We start from the raw sequence: 22,043 nt of genomic DNA on the forward strand, positions 1-22,043 counted from the left end.
CCCGCCGCGCGATGCCGCCGGCATCGGTCCAGTCGGCGTCCAGGCCGGCCGCGTGCGCGAGGGTCGAGATCGAAACGTTGGTCGTCATGATCGGCTCTGCCCGTTCGCGCGATGATGCCGCGCATCGTGATTGACCGCACCGTCCCGCCACGCGATGCACGCGCGTGGCGGCAGCTTCAGGTCGGTCAGCCGGTCGCGGGCGCGCGGCGGCGTCTCGAACACGATCTTGCCGACCGGCAGTTCGGGCAGTGCCGCGTCGAGCGAGCCGAGATTCAGCGCGATCGACAGCGTGCTGCCGTCGCCGAGGCGCCAGCGCGCGACGAGCGCCGCAGGCTCGCCGTCGCCCGCGAGCAGGTCGACGCCGAGCGCCCGCGCACCCGGCAGATGCGGCGTCACGAGCACCGCGCGCACCGTCAGCGCGCTGCGGTAGAAGCGCTGCCACGCGGCCGCATCGGGCCAGTTGTCGTCCGGCGGATGGTGCGACGACGAACGGACGAACGTCGCGATGTCGTTCGGGTCGGGAATCAGGTCGCGATGCGCGGGATCGGCGAACGCGGGAAACGCCGCGAATTCGCGGCGCCGGCCTTCGCGCACCGCGTCGGCGAGCGCGCCGCGATAGTCGGTGAAGAACTGGAACGGCTGCGTGCTGCCGTCTTCCTCGCCCATGAACAGCAGCGGGATCGGCGGCGCGAGCAGCATCAGCGCGGTGGCCGCGCGCACCGCGTCGTCGTTCGCGAGCGCGCGCAGCCGCTCGCCGAACGCGCGGTTGCCGATCTGGTCGTGGTTCTGCAGGAACGTGACGAACGCGGTGGGGGGAAGATGCGCGCTCGGCTCGCCGCGCGCGGCGCCGTCGTGCAGCGGCGACGGTTCGCCCTGGTACGCGAAACCTTCGCCGAGCGTGCGCGCGAAATGGCGCAGCGGCGCGTCGGCGTACGCGCGGTAGTAGCCGTCGCGCTCGCCGGTCAGCAGCACGTGCGCGCTGTTGTGGAAGTCGTCGTTCCACTGCGCGTCGAAACCGCCGGGGCCGAGCAGGCTTGCCGTGTTGCGTTCGTTCTCGAGCACGAGATGAAGGTGGCGTGTGTCGCCCGCAACCGCCCGCACGCGGCGCGCGAGTTCGCGCAGCCACGCGTCGTCGCCGATCGCGTGCGCGGCGTCGATGCGCAGCCCGTCGAAACGGAATTCGTCGAGCCAGTACAGCGCGTTCTCGATGAAGAACGCGCTCGTCTGCGGATGCGAAAAATCGATCGCGGGCCCCCACGCGGTCCGCCGGTCGTCGCGGAAGAAGGCGGGCGCGTAGCGCGGCAGCAGGTTGCCTTCGGGGCCGAAGTGGTTGTACACGACGTCGAGGAACACCTGCAGCCCGAGCCCGTGCGCGGTGTCGACGAGCGCCTTCAGTTCCTCGGGCCGCCCGTACGACGCATCGGGCGCGAACGGCAGCACGCCGTCGTAGCCCCAGTTGCGCGAACCGGGGAACGCGTTGACGGGCATCAGCTCGACGGCGGTCACGCCGAGCGCGGCAATGGCCGGCAGCCGCCGTTCGACGCTCGCGTAGCCGCCGCATGCGCCGACGTGCAACTCGTACAGCACCGTCTCGTGCCACGGCCGGCCGCGCCATGCGCCGTCGCGCCAGCGATACGACGCCGGATCGACGACCTGGCTCGGGCCGTCCACGCCGCCGGGCTGGAAGCGCGACGCCGGGTCGGGCACGGTGAAACCGTCGTCGAGGCGGTAGCGATACAGCGCGCCGGGGCCGCACGGCGCGACCGTCTCGAACCAGCCGTCGCCGACGGGTGTCATCGGGATCGTGTGTTCGCTGTCGTCGTGCAGTTCGACGGCGGCCGTGCGGCTGGCGGGCGCCCAAAACCGGAAGCGCGTGTGTTCGGCGTCGACGCAGGTCGCGCCGAACGACGATTCGAACGCGTGCGTGCCGGTTGGACGGTCGGAACGGGATGTCATGGCGGTCCTCAGGAGGGCGGGTCGGGCGGCACGGCGGCCACCGCGATCGCGGCTGCATGCGCGGCGACGTCGAGCCCGTCGGCCGGCCAGTTGCGCGGGCCGGCGTCCGGCGTGGCCGTGTCGACCAGCACGCGGTATTCGAGCACCGGCGCGGGCGGCGCGAACACGATCGTCTCGGACGACGCGTTCAGCATCACCAGCAGCGCCTCGGTGCGCCCGGTGCGGCCCGTGCCGACACGCCGCATCGTCAGCGCGCGGCGTTCGCGGTCCTGCCACGCGGGCACGGTCATCGCGGCGCCGCGCTCGTCGAACCAGTCGATCTCGGCCATGCCCGGTGCGGCGTCGCGGTCGCCCGACGGATAACCCGGCGCGGACATCACCGGATACATGCGCCGCAGCGCGGCGAGCCGCGACACGAAGCGCATCAGCGTCACGGCTTCGTCACCGTGAGCGAGGTCCCAGTCGAGCCACGACAGCTCGTTATCCTGGCAATACGCGTTGTTGTTGCCGTGCTGCGTGCGGCCGAACTCGTCGCCGGCCACCAGCATCGGCGTGCCGAGCGCGGTGAACAGCGTCGCGAGCATCGAGCGCGCGACGCGCGCGCGCACCGCGCGGATCGCGGCATCGTCGGTGGGCCCTTCGGCGCCCCAGTTCGCGCTGCAGTTGTCGTCGCGGCCGTCGCGGTTGTCCTCGCCGTTCGCTTCGTTGTGTTTCGCCGAATACGAGACGAGATCGGCGAGCGTGAAGCCGTCGTGCGCGGTGACGAAATTGACCGATGCCCACGTATGGCGCCGCTGGTGGTTGAACAGGTCGGCCGACCCGGCGAGCCGCGCGGCGAGCTCCGGCCGCTGGCCCGCGTCGCCGCGCCAGAAGCGCCGCACGGTGTCGCGAAAGCGGTCGTTCCACTCGGCGAAGCCGGGCGGGTGGCGGCCGAGCTGGTAGCCGCCGGGGCCGAGGTCCCACGGCTCGGTGATCAGCTTGCGCTGCGCGAGCACCGGGTCCTGCCGCAGCGCGTCGAAGAAGCCCGCGCCGGGATCGAAGCCGTGCGCCTCGCGCCCGAGCGTCACGCCGAGGTCGAAGCGGAAGCCGTCGACGTTGAACGCGGTGGCCCAGTAGCGCAGCGAATCCATCACCATCTGCACCACGCGCGGATGCGACAGGTTCAGCGTGTTGCCGCAGCCCGTCTCGTCGACATGAAAGCGCTGGTCGCCCGGCACGAGCCGGTAGTAGCTCGCGTTGTCGAGGCCGCGCCACGACAGCGTCGGGCCGAGCTCGTTGCCCTCGCACGTGTGGTTGTAGACGACGTCGAGCACGACCTCGATGCCGGCCGCATGCAGCTGCCGGATCGCGATGCGCATCTCGTCGAGCCGCCGCGTCGCGAGATACGCGGGCTCCGGCGCGAAGAACGCGGCCGTGTCGTAGCCCCAGTAGTTGCGCAGCCCGCGGTTCACGAGCGCGCGCTGCTGCAGGAACGCGTGGACGGGCAGCAGCTCGACCGTCGTCACGCCGATCGACAGCAGGTGGTCGATGAACGCGGGATGCGCGAACGCCGAGAACGTGCCGCGTTCGGGCGGGCGCAACCCGGCGCGGCGCATCGACGTGCCGCGCACGTGGGTCTCGTAGATCACCGTGTTGCGCCACGACACGCGCGGGCGCCGGTCGGTGCTCCAGTCGAACGCCTCGTCGACCACCACGCACTTCGGCATCGCGGGCGCCGAATCGCGGCGGTCCATCGACAGGTCCGCGCGATTCGAATGGACGCGATAGCCGAACAGCGCGTCCGACCAGCGGAACTGGCCGACCAGCTTGCGCGCGTACGGGTCGAGCAGCAGCTTGGTGGAATTGAAGCGATGGCCGTGCTGCGGCTGGTACGGGCCGTCCGCGCGAAACCCGTACACGGTGCCCGGATGCGCGTTGGGCAGGTAGCCGTGCCACACCTCGTCGGTGCATTCGGGCAGGTCGAGGCGCGCGAGCTCCTTGCGGCCGGTCGGATCGAACACGCACAGCTGGATGCGCTGCGCGTGCGCGGAAAACACCGCGAAATTGGTTCCGAGGCCGTCCCAGGTCGCGCCGAGCGGATAGCTGCGGCCGGATTCGAGACGGGCGGGCAGGGCGGTCGGCATGGGGCGGATCTCCGTGTCGAGGGCGCGGGTAATCAGGCGGGGGTCAGCCACAGTGTCGCGAGCGGCGGAAGGCGCAGCAGTGCCGACCACGCCTCGCCGTGCGCGGGCACGGCCTCGGCCCACACGGCGCCGTCGTTGCCGGCGTTGGTGCCGCCGTACGGGGCGGCATCGGTGTTCAGCAGTTCGCGCCACTGTCCGGGGGCGGGCAGGCCGATGCGGTAGGCCGCGCGCGGCACCGGCGTGAAGTTGCAGACGGCGACCACGAGGTGCCCGGCGTCGTCGCGGCGCGCGAACGCGAACACGCTGTTGTCGCGGTCGTCGCCGATCAGCCAGGAGAAGCCGGCCGCGTGGCAGTCAAGCGCATGCAATGCCGGTTCCGCCGCGTACGTGCGGTTCAGGTCGCGCACGAGCCGCTGCACGCCGCGATGCGCGGGCGCGTCGAGCAGGTCCCAGTGCGGCGTCGCGTCGTGCGCGAACTCGGCCCACTGCGCGAATTCGCTGCCCATGAACAGCAGTTTCTTGCCGGGGTGCGCCCACATGAAGCCGAAGTACGCGCGCAGCGTCGCGAGCCGCTGCCACGCGTCGCCCGGCATCTTCGCGACGAGCGAGCCCTTGCCGTGCACGACCTCGTCGTGCGACAGCGGCAGCACGAAGCGCTCGGAGAACGCGTAGACGAGCCCGAACGTCATCCGGTCGTGGTGATAGCGGCGGTGCACCGGGTCTTCGCGCAGGTACGCGAGCGTGTCGTGCATCCACCCCATGTTCCACTTGAAGTCGAAGCCGAGCCCGCCGTCGCCGGTCGGCGCGGTGACGCCCGGCCACGCGGTCGATTCCTCCGCGACGGTGACGACGCCGGCCGGCGCGGCCGCACCGTGCAGCGTGTCGTTCAGCATGCGCAGGAACGCGACCGATTCGAGGTTCTCGCGGCCGCCGTGCACGTTCGGCACCCATTCGCCTTCCTTGCGCGAATAGTCGCGGTACAGCATCGACGCGACCGCGTCGACGCGGATGCCGTCGACGTGATACCGGCGCGCCCACGCGAGCGCCGACGCGGCGAGGAACGCGCCGACCTCCGTACGCCCGACGTTGAACACGCAGGTGTGCCAGTCGGGGTGCAAGCCTTCGCGCGGGTCGGCGTGCTCGTACAGCGCCGTGCCGTCGAACTGCGCCAGGCCATGCGGATCGTCGGGGAAATGCGCGGGAACCCAGTCGACGAGCACGCCGATGCCGGCCGCATGCGCGCGGTCGACGAAGCGCGCGAAGCCGTCGACCGGCCCGAAGCGCGCGGACGGCGCGAACTGCGCGAGCGGCTGGTAGCCCCACGACCCGCCGAACGGGTACTCGGCGATCGGCATGAACTCGATGTGCGTGAAGCCCATGCCCCGCGCGTATGGAATCAGCCGCTCGGCGAGTTCGTCCCACGTCGCGCTGCGGTTCATCTCGTCGGGCACGCGTTGCCACGATTCCGGGTGCACCTCGTAGATCGACCACGGCACGCGGTAGCGGTCGGCACGCGGCCGCGCGTGCATCCAGCCCTCGTCGTGCCACGCGAACGCGTCGAGCGCGGCGACGTCGGCGACGACCGACGCCGTGCGCGGCGGCGCCTCGGTCGCGCGCGCGCAGGGGTCGGCCTTGTGCGGCAGCACGCGCCCGTCGGCCGCGCGCAGCTCGTACTTGTAGCACTCGCCCGCGCCGATGCCCGGCACGAACAGCTCCCACACGCCCGACGGCTGCCGCAGCCGCATCGGATGGCGGCGGCCGTCCCATGCGTTGAAATCGCCGACCACCGACACGCGCTGCGCGTTCGGCGCCCAGACCGCGAAGCGCACGCCGTCGGTGTCGTCGATGCGCAGCGGCGTCGCGCCGAGGCAGTCGAGCACCGCGGCCGGGTCGCCGGCCGACAGGCGCGCGAGCGTCGCGTCGTCGAGCAGCGTGCCGAACGCGTACGCATCGTCGATCACCTGCCGCGCGTCCGGCCAGTCGACCGCGAGCAGGTAGTGCGGGGCGCCGCCGTTGCGCGCGATCGTTCCCGCGAAGCAGCCGGCGCGATCGACGCAGTCGAGGGTGCCGAGTTCGTCGCCGTCGGGCGACAGCACGTGCACGCCGGTCGCGCCGGGCAGCAGCGCGCGCACGACGGTCCGGCCGGTCTGCCCGTGCGGGCCGAGGCACGCGAACGGATCGGGATGACGCCCGGCGAGCAGCGCGTCGATGTCGGACCGTTCGAACAGCGTATCGGTCATCGCGTGCCTCCGTCGTTGGATGCGCCGCCGTCGTCGAGCAGCCGTTCGACCAGCGCCGCGAGCCCGCCGACCGGCACGCTCAGCCAGTCGGGGCGGTTCGCCGCTTCGTAGCACAGCTCGTACGACGCCTTGTCGATCAGGAACAGCGCGAGCAGGCGGTCGGCGTAGCGCGGATCGACGAAGCGTGCGGGCGCGAGGTCGGCAGCCGCGCGATAGCAGTCGACGAAACGGTCGGCGGCGGCCTGCCCGAAGCGGTCGAACAGCGCACGCTTGCGGCCGGCCGCCTGCGGCGGCGCCTTCTCGATCGCGAATTGCGCGGTCGCGCTCACATACGACAGCGAGCGCAGCAGGCCCGCCACGTCGCGCAGCGGATGCGACTTCGCGCGGCGGCGCTCGAGCGGGCGCGCCGGCTCGCCTTCGAAGTCGATCAGCAGCGCGTCGCCCTGCACGTCGAGCACCTGCCCCAGATGGAAGTCGCCGTGAATCCGCATGCATTGCGCGTCGAGCGTGCGCGGCACGAGCGCGCCGAGGGCCCGCACGGCCGCGTCGCGCGATGCGAGCAGCGTGTCGGCCGCCGCGCGCATCGCGGGATCGAGCGCCTCGAGCCGCGTGTGCAGCACGTCGAGCGCCTGCTCGAACGACGCGATCGCGTCCGCGCACCAGCCGTCGACATGGCCGGGCGTCGCCCGCTCCGGCGCGAACGCGGGGTCGTCGGACGGCTGCGCGAGCGCGACGTGCAGCTGGCCGAGCCGCGTGCCGATGATGCCCGCGAACGCCGCGTAGCCGAGCAGCGCTTCGGGTTCCTCGTCCGCTTCGTCGGTTTCGTCGTTGTCCGCGGCCGGCAGCGCGAGCTCGTCCACCGCGCGGCGCAGGAAGTCGAACGAGCGCGTCCACGCGTCGCCCTGGTTGTCCGCATAGCGCTGCAGGATCGCGACCGTGTGCGGCGTGCCGTCCGGGTCGACGTGCACGACTTCGCCGGCGAGCGTCGCGGTGTTCGGGTAGCCGATCCGCGTCAGGTAGCGGCTCATTTCCGCTTCCGGATGCACGCCGTGCGCGACCTTGCGCACCAGCTTCAGCACGATCGCGTCGCCGATCACGAGCGAGCTGTTGCTCTGCTCGGCCGCGAGCCAGCGCACTTCGGCGTCGTCGCCGGGGTCGAGCGCGGCGAGCGCGTCTTCCGGCAGGAACGCGAGGCGGCCGCCGTCGGAGGTCGGCACCACGGCGCCGTCGCGCAGCTTGCGCAGCATCCCGCGTGCGAACGCCGGCAGCGCGAACGCGTCGGTCAGGTAGCCGATCGTGTGGCCGCGCCGCACGCGCGCGAGCGCGAGCTGCGTGAACAGCGGCTGCGAGGTCTCGCCGCCCCATGCGGCCGCGAGCGGCACGACGTAGCGTTCGACGTCGCGCTGCGCGCCCGCTTCGACCCAGGCCTCCGCATACTCGAACGGCTCGCCCGGCACCGGCGTGACGACGTTCAGCCTGGCTTCGCCGATCGTGCGGTCCTTCGACGCGAACCAGCGCCGCCGCGCGAGCCACGACGGCAGCGCATCGTGCGCGAGCGTGTGCAGCTGCTCGAGGTTCGGCCGCGCCTCACCGCGCCGCATCACGAGCGTCACGTATTCGGGCAGCGCTTCCGCGTGCGGCTGCCGCCACGACGGCTCGCGGCCATGTTCGGCGAGCACGAACCACAGGAAGCCGTACGGCGGGAAGGTGAGGAGATACGGGAGCTGGCCGATCGGCGGAAACGGGGAATCCGACGTCATCTCGATCGGTACGCGGCCCGCGAACCCGGACAGGTCGAGTTCGACGGCCTGCGACGCGCGCGACAGGTTCGCGACGCACAGCACCGGATCGTGGCCGTCCAGCTCGCGCAGGTACGCGAGCACCTTGCGGTTCTCCGGGCGCAGGAAGCGGATCGTGCCGCGCCCGAACGCCTGCGACGCGCGGCGGGTCGACAGGATGCGGCGCGTCCAGTTCAGCAGCGAATGCGGGTCGCGTGTCTGCGCCTCGACGTTGACCGCGTCATAGCCGTACAGCGAGCCCATCACCGGCGGCAAGACGAGCAGTTCGGGGTCGGCGCGCGAGAAGCCGCCGTTGCGGTCCGACGACCACTGCATCGGCGTGCGCACGCCGTCGCGGTCGCCGAGATGGATGTTGTCGCCCATCCCGAGCTCGTCGCCGTAGTAGATCACCGGCGTGCCGGGCATCGACAGCAGCAGCGAGTTGATCAGCTCGATGCGGCGCCGGTCGCGTTCCATCAGCGGCGCGAGCCGGCGCCGGATGCCGAGGTTCAGCCGCGCGCGCCGGTCGCTCGCGTAGGTCTGCCACAGCAGGTCGCGCTCGGAGTCGGTGACCATCTCGAGCGTCAGCTCGTCGTGGTTGCGCAGGAACACGGCCCACTGGTTGCTCGGCGCGAGCGCCGGCGTCTGCCGCATGATGTCGACGATCGGGAAACGGTCCTCGCTCGCGATCGACATGTAGATGCGCGGCATCAGCGGGAAGTGGAACGCCATGTGGCATTCGTTCTCGTCGCCGAAATACTCCTGCACGTCCTCCGGCCACTGGTTCGCTTCGGCGAGCAGCATCCGGTTCGGGTACTCGGCGTCGATCGTCGCGCGGATCTGCTTCAGGATCGCGTGCGTCTCGGGGAGGTTCTCGTTGTTCGTGCCTTCGCGCTCGACCAGATACGGCACCGCGTCGAGCCGCAGCCCGTCGATGCCCAGGTCGAGCCAGAAGCGCATCACCTGCAGCACCTCGCGCACGACGGCCGGGTTGTCGAAATTCAGGTCGGGCTGGTGCGAATAGAAGCGGTGCCAGTAGTACTGGCCGGCGAGCGGGTCGTGGGTCCAGTTCGACGTTTCCGTATCGAGGAAGATGATCCGCGTGCCCGCGTATTTCGTGTCGGTGTCGGACCACACGTAGTAGTCGCGGTGATTCGAGCCCGGTTTCGCGCGGCGTGCGCGCTGAAACCACGGATGCTGGTCCGACGTGTGGTTGATCACCAGCTCGGTGATCACGCGGATGCCGCGCGCATGGGCTTCGCGGATGAAGCGCCGCACGTCGGCGAGCGTGCCGTAGTCGGGATGCACGTCGCGGTAGTCGGCGATGTCGTAGCCGTCGTCGCGGCGCGGCGACGGGTAGAACGGCAGCAGCCAGATCGTGTCGACGCCGAGTTCGGCGATGTAGTCGAGCTTCGCGATCAGGCCGGGGAAATCGCCGATGCCGTCGTTGTTCGAGTCGTAGAACGACTTCACGTGCACCTGGTAGATGATCGCGTCCTTGTACCACAGCGGATCGTCCGCGCAGAGCGCCGGTGCGCGGCGGCGCGCGCGGCGCCGGCGCGGCGTGCCGGCCGGCTCGAGCGAGGGGAACTGTGCGCGACGTACGTCGTCGAGGGAATCTTCGCGTTTCATCATCCATGGGCTCCCGAAATGGGCCGGGCGTCGCCCGGTTCGCGCGCCGCCGCCCGCGCGGCGCCTGGAGACGGCGTGAGCCGCCAGATCGCATACGGCCGCACGTGCGGATCGAGCGAGACGTACTGGCGATGCCCGCGCCAGGTTTCCGCGTGCGTGGCGTCCTGTTCGAGCGCGTCGAGCGGTTCGCCGTCGACGAGCCCGAAACCGCGCCACAGCGATGCGTCGAGCGTGAAGTTCGCGACCTGCGGATGCCACGGGTCGGTGCTGATCGCGACGGCGACCACGCTGTCGAACGCCGGCGTCGCCTTCACGAACACGAGCACCGCGTCGTTGTCCGCGTCGGCGAACGTGATGCCGAGATGCGTCTGCAGTGCCGGGTGAGCGCGTCGCGCGCGGTTCAGCCGCGCGATCTCGGCGCCGATGTGCGCGGCGCGGCGCCAGTCGCGCGCGCGCAGCTCGTACTTCTCCGCGTTCGCGTATTCCTCGCTGTCCGGCAGCGGCGCCGATTCGCCGAGCTCGAAGCCCGAGTACATGCCCCACGACCCGGCCAGCGTCGCCGCGAGCGCCGCGCGGATCACGAACTGCGTGCGCGGCGCGTTCTGCAGGTGGCGCGGGTTGATGTCGGGCGTGTTGACGAAGAAGTTCGGGCGGAAGAACTCGCGCGCGGGGCCGGCCGTCAGCTCGGTCAGGTAGTCGATGAATTCGCGCTTCGACTCGCGCCACGTGAAATACGTGTACGACTGCGAGAAGCCGACTTTCGCGAGGCGATACATCATCCCCGGCCGCGTGAACGCCTCGGACAGGAACACGACGTCCGGATGCCGGCCGCGCACGTCGTCGATCATCCACGCCCAGAACGGCAGCGGCTTCGTGTGCGGGTTGTCGACGCGGAAGATCCGCACGCCCGCGTCGACCCAGAACAGGATCGCGTCGCGCAGCGCGAGCCACAGGTCGGGCAACGCATCGGGCGCGTAGAAATCGGGGTTCACGATGTCCTGGTAGCGCTTCGGCGGATTCTCCGCGAAGCGCAGCGAACCGTCGGGCCGCCACGCGAACCAGCCCGGATGCGCGGCGAGCCACGGATGGTCGGGCGAGCACTGGATCGCGAAATCGAGCGCGATCTCGAGCCCGTGACCGCGCGCGGCGTCGACCAGCGCGCGGAACGATTCGAGCGTGCCGAGCTGCGGATGCACGGCCGTGTGGCCGCCGTCCGGCGAGCCGATCGCATACGGGCTGCCGACGTCGTCGGGGCCGGCCGTCAGGCTGTTGTTGCGGCCCTTGCGCGCGGTCGTGCCGATCGGGTGGATCGGCGGGAAATACAGCACGTCGAAACCCATGTCGCGGATGCGCGGCAGGTGCCCGATCACGTCGTCGAACGTGCCGTGCCGGTCCGGATCGTCGCTCGCCGAGCGCGGAAACATCTCGTACCAGCTCGAGAAGCGCGCCGCGCGGCGCTCGACGTCGACCGGGAAGGGCGTCGTGTGCGTGACGAACGGGCGGTAGCGCAGCGCCGCGAATGCATCGGCGAGCGGCGCCGCGCCGAGTTGCGCGAGCCGCGCGTCGGCAGGCGCGTCCTTGAACCCGGCGGCCAGCTGCTCCATTCGCGCGAGCGCGTGCGCGTCGAGCGGATCGGCGAGCCTGAGCGCGGTCGCGAGCAGCAGCTGCGCTTCGCGCAGTTCGAGCGTCACGTCCTGGCCGGCCGCGTCTTTCTTCGCGACATCGTCGACGAGCGACGCCCAGTCGTCGCGCCAGGCGATCACGCGAAACTCATGGCGGCCGAGCCGGTCGAGCGTGACGCGTGCGTGCCAGCCGTCGTTCGGTTCGGCTTCGAACGGGATTTCGCGCCAGTCGTCGTCGCAGGCGGCGCGCCACTGCAGCGCGGCCGCGAGATGCGCGTGCCCGTCGGTGAAGATCGATGCATGGACGACGAGCGTCTCGCCGATCACGCGCTTGACCGCGAAGCGGCCGCCGTCGACCGACGGCTCGACGTGCTCGATCGCGATCCGGTCGGCCGCGAGCGCGGCGGACAGCGCGCCGCGCTCGCGCGCGGCGTCTGCGCGTGTCGTGGCGGGCGGTGCCGGCCACGCATGCAGCAGCGCGTATGCGCCGGGTTCGAGCGTGAACGGTTTGAGCGCGGCGGGCGAATTGGCTTGCGCACCGTCGTGCGTGACGACCCGCGTGAAGCCGCCCGGCACGCCGGGCAGGATCGTCGCGGGGTCGACCGTTGCCGCCGCGTCGAGATCGGGGTTCAGGGCGATCAGCAGCGCGGCTTCGTCGTGTTCGAGCGACGGCCCGATGCCGCGCAGCAGCGCGGTTGCCGCCGCGCCGGGCGCGCTCAACTGCACGATCTCGCCGCGCGCGGCCGCGACGGGCGTGGCGCGGCGCCACGCGTTCGCATCGGCGATCGCGCCGGACAGGTCGAAGCGCGCGCGCTCGAACGCGGCGCGGTAGCGCGCCGCATCGGCGTCGCGCGCCATCAGCGGCACCGTGACGCCGCGTTCGAAGCCCATCGGCACGAGCCAGCCGGTGCCGACGGCCGCGGCCGTCCACAGCGCGCGGCGATAGGCGCGGGCGACGGTATCGTCCGGCGCGTCGGGCCAGTCGTCGGCGAGGCGCGCGCCGTCGAACGCGTCGGGAAACGCGATCGGCGAGCCGATGCGCCGCAGCAGCCGGTGTTCGTCGACGAACCACGGCGTGCGCAGGTCCCACCAGCGTACCGATGAAAACACCGCGTCGAACCCGGTGCCTTCGAGCTGCGCGAGCGCGTCCCGCGCATGGCCGGGCACGCCCGCGAGCACCGCGACGTCCGGGCGCGCCCGGCGCAGCGCCGCGCGCCAGCCGGGCCACCAGTCGGCCGGCAGATGATGCGGCGCGTCGACCAGGAAGCCGGCGGCACCCGCATCGGCGAATGCGCCGAGGTGCGCGCACCACCACGCGGAAAGCCCGTCGCGTACCGCGTCGCTGTCGAGGTTCGCGTGGGCGACGTCCAGCGCGTGCGCGGTGCCGCGCGGATCGATCAACGCGTCGTCGTGCGTGCGCTCGACGTACCAGTCCGGATGTTCGGCGCGCAGCGGGTTGTCGCGCGCGATGCGGTCCGGCACGGCTTCGAGCAGCAGGCGCAGCCCGTGGCCGTGCGCGAGCTGCGCGAGCCGCGAGAAGGTTTCGAGTGCGCTTGCACGCGTCGCGAACGATTGGGCCGGACGCCGGAAATCGGCCACGTGGCGCGGAAAGCCGGCGACGCTCGCGGCCCAGAAGCCGCCGACCAGCACGTGATCGAAGCCCATGCCCGCGATGTGCGCGAATGTCTGCGGCCATGCGTCGAGCGGCCCGACGAGGCGGGCGTCGCAGAAATAGATATGCGGGGCGAAGGTCGGCGTGGAGTCCATGGCGTGGCGCGGGGCGGGTGGCGGCAGTCGATAGCGCCGATGTGCCGCAACCCGCGTGCCCGCCGGGCAAGGCGCGTGCGGGAAGCCGGCCGGTGCCGGGACTGTCGTTTTTACATGAACGCCGGGTACATGCATGCACTTACATGCGCGGTATCGAGCGGATGTCCGTGCTGTCGCCCGTGCCGCGATCGTCGTCCGCGTCGGGCAGCGGCACGCCGGGGTCGTAGCGCACCACGGCGCCGTGTTCGATCCGGTGCGCGAACGGCGGCGGCGGGTCGATCTCGTCGCCGAAGCGCGCGCGCACGAACGCGCGCAGCAGCGCCACGCGTGCATCGCGGGCGTGCGCGCCGCAGGTCGACGGGCCGTCGGCGAAGGTGGCGTCGCATTCGACGTCGTCGCCGTGGCGGGTGATGCGCAGATCGTCGACGCGGTCGAGTACCGTGCCGGCGTCGGCCCACGATGTCGACGGCGTGAACGGGGCATCGAGGTGCCGGAACGCGTCGCAGGCGGCCGTCACGACGACGGTCGGCGTGACGGCGGTGAAGCGCAGCGTGTCTTCGTCGTCCACGCACAGTGCGCGGGCGCACCAGTAGTCGAGTGCCTGTCCGTCGAGGGCGTCGGTTCGCATGGGTGGGCTCCGTCCGGTCGAAACCGGCTCACCGCGCAAGCGACGTGCCCGCCGCGGGCGTAACGTGCATTCGCGCGACCGGCGGATGGATTGTGGTCGGACGCATGCCGCGCGCGCACGCTGCGATGCACGGCCACGTCGGCCGGCAGCTCGCCCGGATGGGCCCGGGTCGGGGCCAGCGAGAACACCGGGCACACGGTCGGGAACGTGCGGGGCGCCGTCGGCCGTCGCGTCGGCGCGTGGCGCGCGATCCCGAACGATCATCGCGCGTCGACGTCCCGGTCGCCGTCGATATGCTGCAGCAGCGCGTCGCAGCGTGCGCGCAGCGCCTGCAGTTCGGGCGAATCCGCATCGAGCCGCACGCGTTCGCCGCCGGCCGGATCGCCGTGCGCGACCGCGATGGCGTAGATGCCTTGCGCGATCGTCGTCGAGGCGTCCGCGATCTTGATCCGCTCGAGCCATCCGCATTCGGCGCGATGGCAGGCGAGCCATGCGCGCAGCGCGTCCACGAGCTGGCGGGTCGAGAGCCATGCGCCGGACCGCATGCGCGCGGCCAGCTGGCACGACACGAGATGGGAGAGCAGGTCGGCGCGGGTCACGCGAAGCTCCTTGACGCGGTATCGGGTTGACAGGTCCGTACGCAGGCGATGCTTTGCAGCGTTTCGCAGATGGCGGCGAATTCCGGTCCGCTGGTGCGCGAGAACGAAACGGAAATGTCGTCGGTGTCGGGATCGTCGTCCGACTGCTGGACGATGAACCGCTTCACGCGCACCCGGCCCGGGCCGAGCGCTTCGTGCAGCGTGCCGAGCGTCAGGCCGCCGCGCTCGACCACGAGTTGCAGCGTGCGTTGCTGGCGCTGCGCGATGAAGCGGCGCTCGAGCGGCTTCACGCCCGCGAGGATCGCGAGCACGATCGCCGTCGCGCCGACCGACGCAACCACCATGCCGCCGCCCGCGGCAAGGCCGACACCGGCCACTGCCCACAGGCTCGCGGCGGTCGTCAGCCCGCGCACGACTTCGCCGCGCAGCAGGATCGAGCCCGCGCCGAGAAAGCCGATGCCCGACACCACCTGAGCGGCGACCCGCGACGGGTCGAGCACGACGCCGTTTTGCCCGCGCACGTCTTCGAAGCCGAACGTCGACACCAGCATCACGAGCGCGGAGCCCACGCACACGAGCATGTGCGTGCGCAGCCCGGCGGCCCAGTTCAGGCGTTCGCGTTCGAGCCCTATCACGCTGCCGAGCAGCGCGGCCAGCAGCAGGCGTCCGAGAAGTTCGAGGTGGCCGATCATGATGGGAAATCCTTGCGGCCCGCGCGAGGCGGCCCGGAGCGGTCAAGACTGTCGATACGGTCGATACGTAACGGGACGCAAGCCGCGTGCCGGCCGGGCACGGCGCGTGCGCACAAGGTTCGCCGCGCGCGCGGTGGTCACGCGGCGCGCATTTTTTGCATCGGAATCGCAGATAAGGACAGGAGGCCACCATGCAACATCAACAGGACGCACAGGTTCGCGACCCGTATCGCGGTCACGAAATCCTCGTCTGGGCCCGGCGCGACGAACGCGGCGCGTGGCGCGACGAGGTGCAGGTGTATGTCGGCGGCGCGCGCATCGAGCTGATCGTGCCGGAGCCGGCCGGCCCCGAGTGGCTGACCGAGGTCGACGCGCTGCGCGCGGGAGTCGAGCGGGGTCGGTACCTGATCGACAAGCGCGTGGACGACGACTGAGCCGCTCGGCGGCCGCGTGGCGTTACGGCGCGGCGCGGCCGGCCGTTCGCGGCCGGCGAAACCGACGGCGATCCCGCGCAGGCGCCGTCGGCGGGGCAGGCGGTTCAGGGCCGCGCCGCGATCTCGTCGAGATGCCACAGCAGATCGGCCGGATCGTCGTACACGCGCAGCGCGCCCGCGCGTTCCAGCTCGTCGCTGCCGTAACCGCCCGACAGCAGCCCGACGCCGAGCGAGCGGCAGCGGCTCGCGGCGAGCATGTCCCAGATGCTGTCGCCGACCACGACCGTGTGTTCGATCGGCACGTTCAGTTGCGCGGCGGCCGTCAGGAACAGGTCGGGGTCGGGCTTCGCGTACTTGACCTGATCGCGCGTGACCACGACGTGCTTCGCCGGATCGACGCCGAGCGCCTCGAGGTTGATGGCGGCCGTTTCCATCCGTCCGCTGGTCGCGATCGCCCAGCGGATGCCCGCCGCCGACAGCGCGGCCAGCAATTCGCGCGCGCCGGGCAGCGGCCGGACCTGCGCGCGCAGCCGCTGGTACGCGGCCGCATGCAGGCGGGCAAGGCGCTCGACGCGCTCGGCGTCGAGGTTGCCCGACGTCTCCCGCAGCAGCTGATTCAGGAACAGGCCGCCGCTCATGCCGATCTTGCGGTGGATGCGCCACACCGACAGTTCGATGCCTTCGGCATCGAGCGCCTCCTTCCACGCGAGCACGTGCTGATAGACGCTGTCGACGAGCGTGCCGTCGAGATCGAACAGAAATGACGTTTCAATGCGCATGTGAATCTCCTGGCTCGCCGGGGGCGAGCGGACAAAGGTCGAGCGAACGGGTCGTGAAAGCGTGCCGCACATTATCGGCGCAAGGCCATGTCATGACCATGTCCCGCGGCCACCCCGCGCCGCGCCGCGTCAGGCGCCGCTGGTACAATCGCGGCGATCGCCGGGCCGGGTTCTCCGCGCCGCGCGCCTCCAACCCTCGTCTCGTCGAATCCACGTATGGCAACACCGGACGCAGTCAGTTCCAGGCACTCGTGGTGGGGCGTACTGGCCCTGGCCCTCACCGCCTTCATTTTCAATACCACCGAATTCGTGCCCGTCGCGCTGCTCAGCGCGATCGGCGACAGCCTGCACATGCAGGCGACCGACGTCGGCCTGATGCTGACGATCTATGCGTGGGCGGTGGCCGTCGTGTCCCTGCCGCTGACGCTGGCCACGCGCCATGTCGAGCGCCGCAAGCTGCTGTCGGTGGCGTTGCTGGTGTTCATCGGCAGCCATGTCGTGACCGGCGTCGCGTGGAATTTCGCGGTGCTGATGGTCGGCCGGCTGGGCATCGCGTGCGCGCACGCGGTGTTCTGGTCGATTTCCGTGCCGCTGGCCGTGCGCCTCGCGCCGAGCGACCGGAAAAGCCGTGCGCTCAGCCTGCTGGCGATGGGCACGGCGATCGCGATGGTGGCCGGCATTCCGCTCGGGCGCGTGGTGGGCGAGACGTTCGGCTGGCGGGTCACGTTCCTGATCATCGCCGGCGCGGCGGCCGTCGCGTTGCTGCTGCTGCGCGCGACGTTGCCGGTATCGCCGAGCCAGGGCGCGGGGTCGCTCGGCAGCGTCGGCGTGTTCCTGCGCCGGCCCGCGCTGGTGGCGCTGTACGCGATCACCGTGCTCGTCGTGTCCGCGCACTTCACGTCGTACACGTACATCGAGCCCTTCGTCCAGAGCGTCAACCACGCGAGCAGCAGCCGGATCACGTATGTGCTGATCCTGTTCGGCATCGCCGGCATACCGGCGGCGATCTGCTTCAACCGCATCTATCCGCACCGTCCCGACGACTTCCTGCTCGGGTCGATCGTCGCGCTCGCGGGATGCCTGCTGATCCTGTTCCCGTGCGCGCTGAACATCGTCACGCTGTCCGTGCACACGCTGGTGTGGGGCGGGGCGATCGTCTGTTTCGGCCTGGCCATGCAGGCGTGGGTGCTGAAGCTGGCGCCGGAGGGAACCGACCTCGCGGTGTCGATCTTCTCGGGGCTGTACAACGTCGGCATCGGCGCGGGCGCGCTGATCGGCAACCATATCGCCGGCGACTTCGGGCTGCCGTGGGTCGGCACCTTCGGCGGCGTGGTCGGCGCGGTCGCGGTCGGGATCGCGTGGCTCGCGTTGCGCCTTCACGCGAAACGGGCGGACGCGGAGCCGAAAGCGGCCACCGGCGGGTAACGACGGCGGCCCGGCCCGGGGCATTTGCTTCCCGCACGAACAGGGATGGGCGAACCGACGGCGCGCAGGCAAGGCGGCAAGTCGCGTGCGCGTGGCGCGGTTGCCCTGCCACGAGTGGCCGCGCCCTTCGTCGCAAGACACGCGGAACGCCGGCAAATTGCGGCATCATGGTGCCGCCGCACCCGCACGCGGTGCCCGATATTCGACTGGAGACCCTGCATGCCGATAGCCCGGATTGAAACCCGCGACGCGATGGGCGACCCCGACGAGGTCTATCTGAACCCCGGCCACGTGCTGTGGATGTCGCTGCCGACCGCCGCGCAGCGGCGGCCGGGCGGCATGGCCATTCGTGTGGACGACCGCGTGAAGGGCGGTGCGTTGCTGATGGCCGACCAGCCGCCGGCCGCCCGGCTCCTTCAGGAGCTCGGCCCGTTCGTGACGGTGACGCTCGCGAACCCGTCGTCCGACTATCCGGACGGTCTCGTGCATGTCCGCGCGCATGCGATCGTCAAGATCGCGACGGACGACCACGACAAGCCGCTTGCCGAGCGCACGCTCGGCTGGGTTCACGTCCGCGACGGCTCGGCGTTCAAGGTCAGGGATTACGCCGGCGTGGCCGCGTTATGGCAGGCGTCGGTCGCGGCGGCGTCATGAACCTGTCCGTCTCCGACATCACGCCGGAGGAGCTCCGGCTGTTCGGCGACATCGTCGCCCGCCTGGAAGAACTGGGGCCGGTCGTCGACGTGCGGACGGCCGTGCTGCCCGAGATCACGCAGCTGATCCGCGCGGATTTCGCCGCGTCGTTCGATTGCGACGAACACACCGGCCTGTGGCGCAACGGGTTCGCGTACAACGTCGATCCGCTGCAGATCGCACGGTACGAAGCGTGGTTCCAGCATATCGACCCGGTCACGTCGCAACTGCGCGCGCGCCGCGTGGCGACCTGCGTCGACGAGGTGGTGAGCCGGCGCGAGCTGGAACGAACCGAGTTCTACAACGATTTCCTGCGCCGCGAAGGCATGCATCACGGCATCAACGTCTATGCGCTCGACGGCGCGACACACGTCGGCGACCTGCGCATCTGGCGCGCGCAAGGGCGGCCGGATTTCACCGAGCGCGACAAGCTGCTGCTGAACGGCATCGAGCCGTTTTTCCGGCGCGCGCTGCTGCGGCGGCGCCACGCGTGCGCGGGGCTGACCGAACGCGAGAGCGACGTCGCGCGGCTCGTCGCCGCCGGTTATACCGACAAGGACGTCGCGCGCACGCTCGGCATCGGGCTGTCGACGGTTCGCACGCATCTGCGGCGCGTGATGGCGAAGAAGGGCGTCGCCAACCGCGCGAGCCTGGCCGCCGCGCTGGCGTGACCGGCGGCGCGGCCGTCGGCCGCGGTCATCCATTGTGATGATGGCCGTCAAAATCGGCACACCCTACCTTGTAGCGATCCCCCGTGACGAGGAACGACGACGATGGCCACCCTGGAAACCCTGACGCTCACCGAAGCCCGGAACGCGATCCTGCGCCGGGCGTTTTCCTGTGTCGAGTACGCGTACGCGCTGATCGAGCGGCACGCACGCTGGCGCTACCTGAACGGCTTCACGTGCGTCGACGAGGCGCGGCTGCTCGCCGAAGCGGCCCGCTGCGACCGCGACCTCGCGACGTCGGCCACCCCGCACGCGCTGCTGGGCCTGCCGATCGCGATCAAGGACAACATCGACACCGCCTGCCTGCCGACCGGCAACGGCACGCTGGCGCTGCACAACCGCGTGCCGCCGCAGCACGCGCCTGTCGTGGCGCGGCTGCTCGCGCACGGGGCGTTGATCGCGGGCAAGGCCAACCTGCACGAGCTGGCATTCGGCGTGTCGGGCAACAACCGCGTCACCGGCGCGGTACGCAACCCGTACGATTTCAACCGGATTCCGGGCGGCAGCAGCAGCGGCTCGGGCGCGCTGGTCGGCGCGGGCGTGGTGCCCGCCGCGCTCGGAACGGACACCGGCGGCTCGGTCCGGATTCCGGCCGCGCTGTGCGGCGCCGTCGGCCTGCGGCCGACCGTGGGGCGCTACCCGTCGGGCGGCGTGGCGCCGATCTCGCGCACGCGCGACACCGTCGGCCCGATCGCGCGGTCGGTCGAGGACATCGCGCTGCTCGACGCGATCCTCTCCGGCACCGGCGCGCCGACGTCGATGCCGGCACGCAGCGCGTCGCGCCCCGTGCGCCTGGCCGTCCCGCGCACGACGTTCTGGCGCGGCCTCGCGCCGGACGTCGACGCGGTCGCGAATGCCGCGGTGGCGAAGCTGGAGCAGGCGGGATTCGAATGTGTCGACCTCGACCTGAACGACTATCCGGGGTTCTTCGACGACGAGCCGGCCGTCATCGCGATGTACGAATTCCGTTCGTCGATGCACGCGTACCTGGTCGAGAACGGCTACGACCTGTCGGTCGACGACATCGTCGCGAACGTGGGGAGCCCGGACGTCGCGAGGATCGCCCGCCATGTCACCGGCCCCGACGGGATCGGCGAAGCGGCCTACCGCACCGCGCTCGACCGGCGTACGCGTTCGCGTGCCGCGTATCGGCAGTGCCTCGCCGACAGCGGCGCCGACGCGCTGGTCTTTCCGACGACGATCGCCACCGCGTGCCCGATCCCGGCGGGCGACACGATGATGCTCAACGGCGAAACCGCTTCGGTGTTCTCGACCTACATCCGCAATACCGAGCCGGGCAGCAATGCCGGCGTGCCGGGCATGACCGTCCCGGCCGGCCTGACGGCGGACGGGTTGCCGGTCGGCCTCGCACTCGACGGCGCGGCCGGCACCGATCGCGAACTCATCGCGGTCGCGCTGGAGGTCGAGCGGGTGCTCGGGCGACTGCCGGCGCCGGACGACGGGTTCGGGGTCGAGGGCAGGTTGGGCGGTTATCCGGGCTGACGCCATGTCGCCGCGCCGGGGACGCGGACGGGGCGGCGGCTGAATCGCCGAAGCCGGCGGCGCTCGCCGCGAAGCCGGCTTCGTCATGCACGACCGGCGGATTCTGCTGACGCCGAACGGCCGTGGATCGGCACCTTGGGCGGCGCGGTCGGGATCGCGTGGTTCACGTTGCGGCCGCACGAGAGGCGGGCGCGGGCGCAGGCGCCACCGCCGCACGCAGTATCAATGCGCGCCGGCGTTCGTGATTCCCGCTGCATCGAGCTGCCTGAGCTTCGCGTACAGCGTGGTGCGCGAGATGCCCAGTTGCCGCGCGGCGGCCGACACGTTGCCGTCGTGCTCGTCGACCGCACGGCGGATCGCGTCGAGCGACTGCTCGTGCAGGCTCGCCTGCGGGCTGGCGGCCGGTGCGGTGCCGCACACGTCGGCGGCGTCGTCCAGCGCATCGGATTGCCGCCGCATCGTCGCCCGGTCGAGCGGTGCGCGCACGGCCCGCACCCAGATGTGGCTGCCGTCGTCGCGCGCGATCCGCTGCGGCGTACGCGCCGGTGTCAGCAAACGACGCTGCTGCGCGGGCGTCGCGCCGGGAAAGAGTTGCCGGAGATCGTGTGGCTCGATCGGCCCGGCAGGCGCGAGCTCGAGCATCTGCCGCGCGAGCCGGCTCGCCGCGCGCACGCGGCCCGCCGCGTCGAGTGCGACGACGCCCGCGAGCGGTGTGCCGAGCCAGCGCGGATCGTACTGCACTTGCAGCAGATGGCAGTCGCGCAGCATCGCATACAGCCGCTGCTCGGCGGACAGCGCCGCATGCCGGAACTGCTCGCGCAACTGCACGACATTGCGCCGGCCGACGCCGGTGATGTCCAGCGCGCCGATCACTTCCCCGTCGAAACCGACCAGCGGCACAGCGAGGCAGAACACGCGCGAGAATTCGTCGAGATAGTGCTGGGCGCCCGCGACGACCGCCTCGGTGCCGTCGTGAATCACGCAGCTCGGCGCGGTCGTGCCGATGTTCGGCTCGACGATCCGGCGCCCGGCGACGATCGGCGTCAGCAGCGTGTCGTCGCAATGCGGGCTGCGCCGCGCGTGGACGATCGTGCCGCGCGGATTGACGCAGAAGATCGTCCACTCGCTGCCGCCGAAAGCGGCCCACAGCTGCTCGATTTCCTGCGCGACGCAGCGGGTCAGCCGCCGGTCCGCGCGCGATTCGTCGAGCTCGCGCTGCATTTCGTAGCGGGCGGTTTGCCACGGCCGGAGCCCGGCGTCGCGCGAACGCAGCCACGAGCGCGCGACGCCAGCCGGCAACGCCGTTTCCGGCAGCGGTTCGCCCGCGGCGAAGCGGGCGCGGAGCCGGTCGAGGTCGACCGGCCGTGCAGGGGATTCGGGGGCTGTATTCACGCTGCGCTCCAGTTGGGTCGAAGGTTCGGGCCGGACGTGCCGGCCCGCGTGT

General features: G+C 71.3%; 15 protein-coding genes. 5 read left to right on the forward strand and 10 right to left on the reverse strand.

The genetic code is table 11. The features are described from left to right. Window positions 1-84: 84 nt before the first annotated feature. The 8 genes from treZ to ABY44_RS23445 all read right to left on the reverse strand — a co-directional run bounded on the left by treZ (window position 85) and on the right by ABY44_RS23445 (window position 15,037). Window positions 85-1,956, reverse strand: a complete 1,872-nt coding sequence (gene treZ, locus ABY44_RS23410) for a malto-oligosyltrehalose trehalohydrolase (protein ID WP_060173581.1) — start codon at window positions 1,954-1,956, stop codon at window positions 85-87. Window positions 1,957-1,964: 8 nt separating this feature from the next. Next, window positions 1,965-4,079, reverse strand: a complete 2,115-nt coding sequence (gene glgX, locus ABY44_RS23415; RefSeq protein ID WP_059687741.1) for a glycogen debranching protein GlgX — start codon at window positions 4,077-4,079, stop codon at window positions 1,965-1,967. Window positions 4,080-4,111: 32 nt separating this feature from the next. Beyond that, entirely contained in the window at window positions 4,112-6,319 is a 2,208-nt protein-coding gene (gene glgB, locus ABY44_RS23420) for a 1,4-alpha-glucan branching protein GlgB (RefSeq protein ID WP_124545421.1), read from the reverse strand. Then, on the reverse strand, window positions 6,316-9,729 hold the full coding sequence (gene treS / locus ABY44_RS23425; protein WP_060173579.1) for a maltose alpha-D-glucosyltransferase: 3,414 nt from the start codon (window positions 9,727-9,729) through the stop codon (window positions 6,316-6,318). The genes glgB and treS overlap by 4 nt, the downstream gene beginning before the upstream one ends. Then, on the reverse strand, window positions 9,729-13,118 hold the full coding sequence (locus ABY44_RS23430; protein ID WP_060173578.1) for a maltotransferase domain-containing protein: 3,390 nt from the start codon (window positions 13,116-13,118) through the stop codon (window positions 9,729-9,731). The genes treS and ABY44_RS23430 overlap by 1 nt, the downstream gene beginning before the upstream one ends. Before the next feature lie 139 nt (window positions 13,119-13,257). After that, window positions 13,258-13,746, reverse strand: a complete 489-nt coding sequence (locus ABY44_RS23435; protein ID WP_059687745.1) for a phage protein NinX family protein — start codon at window positions 13,744-13,746, stop codon at window positions 13,258-13,260. A gap of 260 nt (window positions 13,747-14,006) precedes the next feature. Next, on the reverse strand, window positions 14,007-14,345 hold the full coding sequence (locus ABY44_RS23440; protein ID WP_027792546.1) for a hypothetical protein: 339 nt from the start codon (window positions 14,343-14,345) through the stop codon (window positions 14,007-14,009). Next, entirely contained in the window at window positions 14,342-15,037 is a 696-nt protein-coding gene (locus tag ABY44_RS23445) for an MgtC/SapB family protein (RefSeq protein WP_027792547.1), read from the reverse strand. The genes ABY44_RS23440 and ABY44_RS23445 overlap by 4 nt, the downstream gene beginning before the upstream one ends. A 191-nt stretch (window positions 15,038-15,228) precedes the next feature. On the opposite strand from ABY44_RS23445, the gene ABY44_RS23450 reads away from it, so the two are divergent. Then, entirely contained in the window at window positions 15,229-15,471 is a 243-nt protein-coding gene (locus tag ABY44_RS23450) for a DUF6566 family protein (RefSeq protein WP_027792548.1), read from the forward strand. A gap of 104 nt (window positions 15,472-15,575) precedes the next feature. Here the strand turns inward: ABY44_RS23450 and ABY44_RS23455 are convergent, their stop codons facing one another. After that, the gene (locus ABY44_RS23455; protein WP_021161534.1) at window positions 15,576-16,250 is read right to left on the reverse strand and encodes an HAD family hydrolase; all 675 of its coding nucleotides are present in this window, start codon (window positions 16,248-16,250) and stop codon (window positions 15,576-15,578) included. Between the two features lie 216 nt (window positions 16,251-16,466). Here ABY44_RS23455 and ABY44_RS23460 point away from each other — a divergent pair, with 216 nt between their 5' ends. The 4 genes from ABY44_RS23460 to iaaH all read left to right on the forward strand — a co-directional run bounded on the left by ABY44_RS23460 (window position 16,467) and on the right by iaaH (window position 20,599). Continuing rightward, window positions 16,467-17,675: a sugar transporter gene (locus ABY44_RS23460; protein ID WP_060173577.1), complete on the forward strand. Its 1,209-nt coding sequence runs from the start codon at window positions 16,467-16,469 to the stop codon at window positions 17,673-17,675. 219 nt (window positions 17,676-17,894) lie between these two features. Then, on the forward strand, window positions 17,895-18,329 hold the full coding sequence (locus ABY44_RS23465; RefSeq protein ID WP_136470644.1) for a hypothetical protein: 435 nt from the start codon (window positions 17,895-17,897) through the stop codon (window positions 18,327-18,329). After that, window positions 18,326-19,039, forward strand: a complete 714-nt coding sequence (locus ABY44_RS23470; RefSeq protein ID WP_060173615.1) for a helix-turn-helix transcriptional regulator — start codon at window positions 18,326-18,328, stop codon at window positions 19,037-19,039. The genes ABY44_RS23465 and ABY44_RS23470 overlap by 4 nt, the downstream gene beginning before the upstream one ends. Before the next feature lie 102 nt (window positions 19,040-19,141). Further along, window positions 19,142-20,599, forward strand: a complete 1,458-nt coding sequence (gene iaaH, locus ABY44_RS23475; RefSeq protein ID WP_060173576.1) for an indoleacetamide hydrolase — start codon at window positions 19,142-19,144, stop codon at window positions 20,597-20,599. 222 nt (window positions 20,600-20,821) lie between these two features. On the opposite strand, the gene ABY44_RS23480 is transcribed toward iaaH, so the two are convergent. After that, on the reverse strand, window positions 20,822-21,991 hold the full coding sequence (locus ABY44_RS23480) for a helix-turn-helix domain-containing protein (protein WP_226113508.1): 1,170 nt from the start codon (window positions 21,989-21,991) through the stop codon (window positions 20,822-20,824). Window positions 21,992-22,043: the final 52 nt, after the last annotated feature.

Origin of the sequence: Burkholderia sp. ZZQ-2, from assembly GCF_050768715.1 — a bacterium.
Lineage (GTDB): Bacteria > Pseudomonadota > Gammaproteobacteria > Burkholderiales > Burkholderiaceae > Burkholderia > Burkholderia cepacia.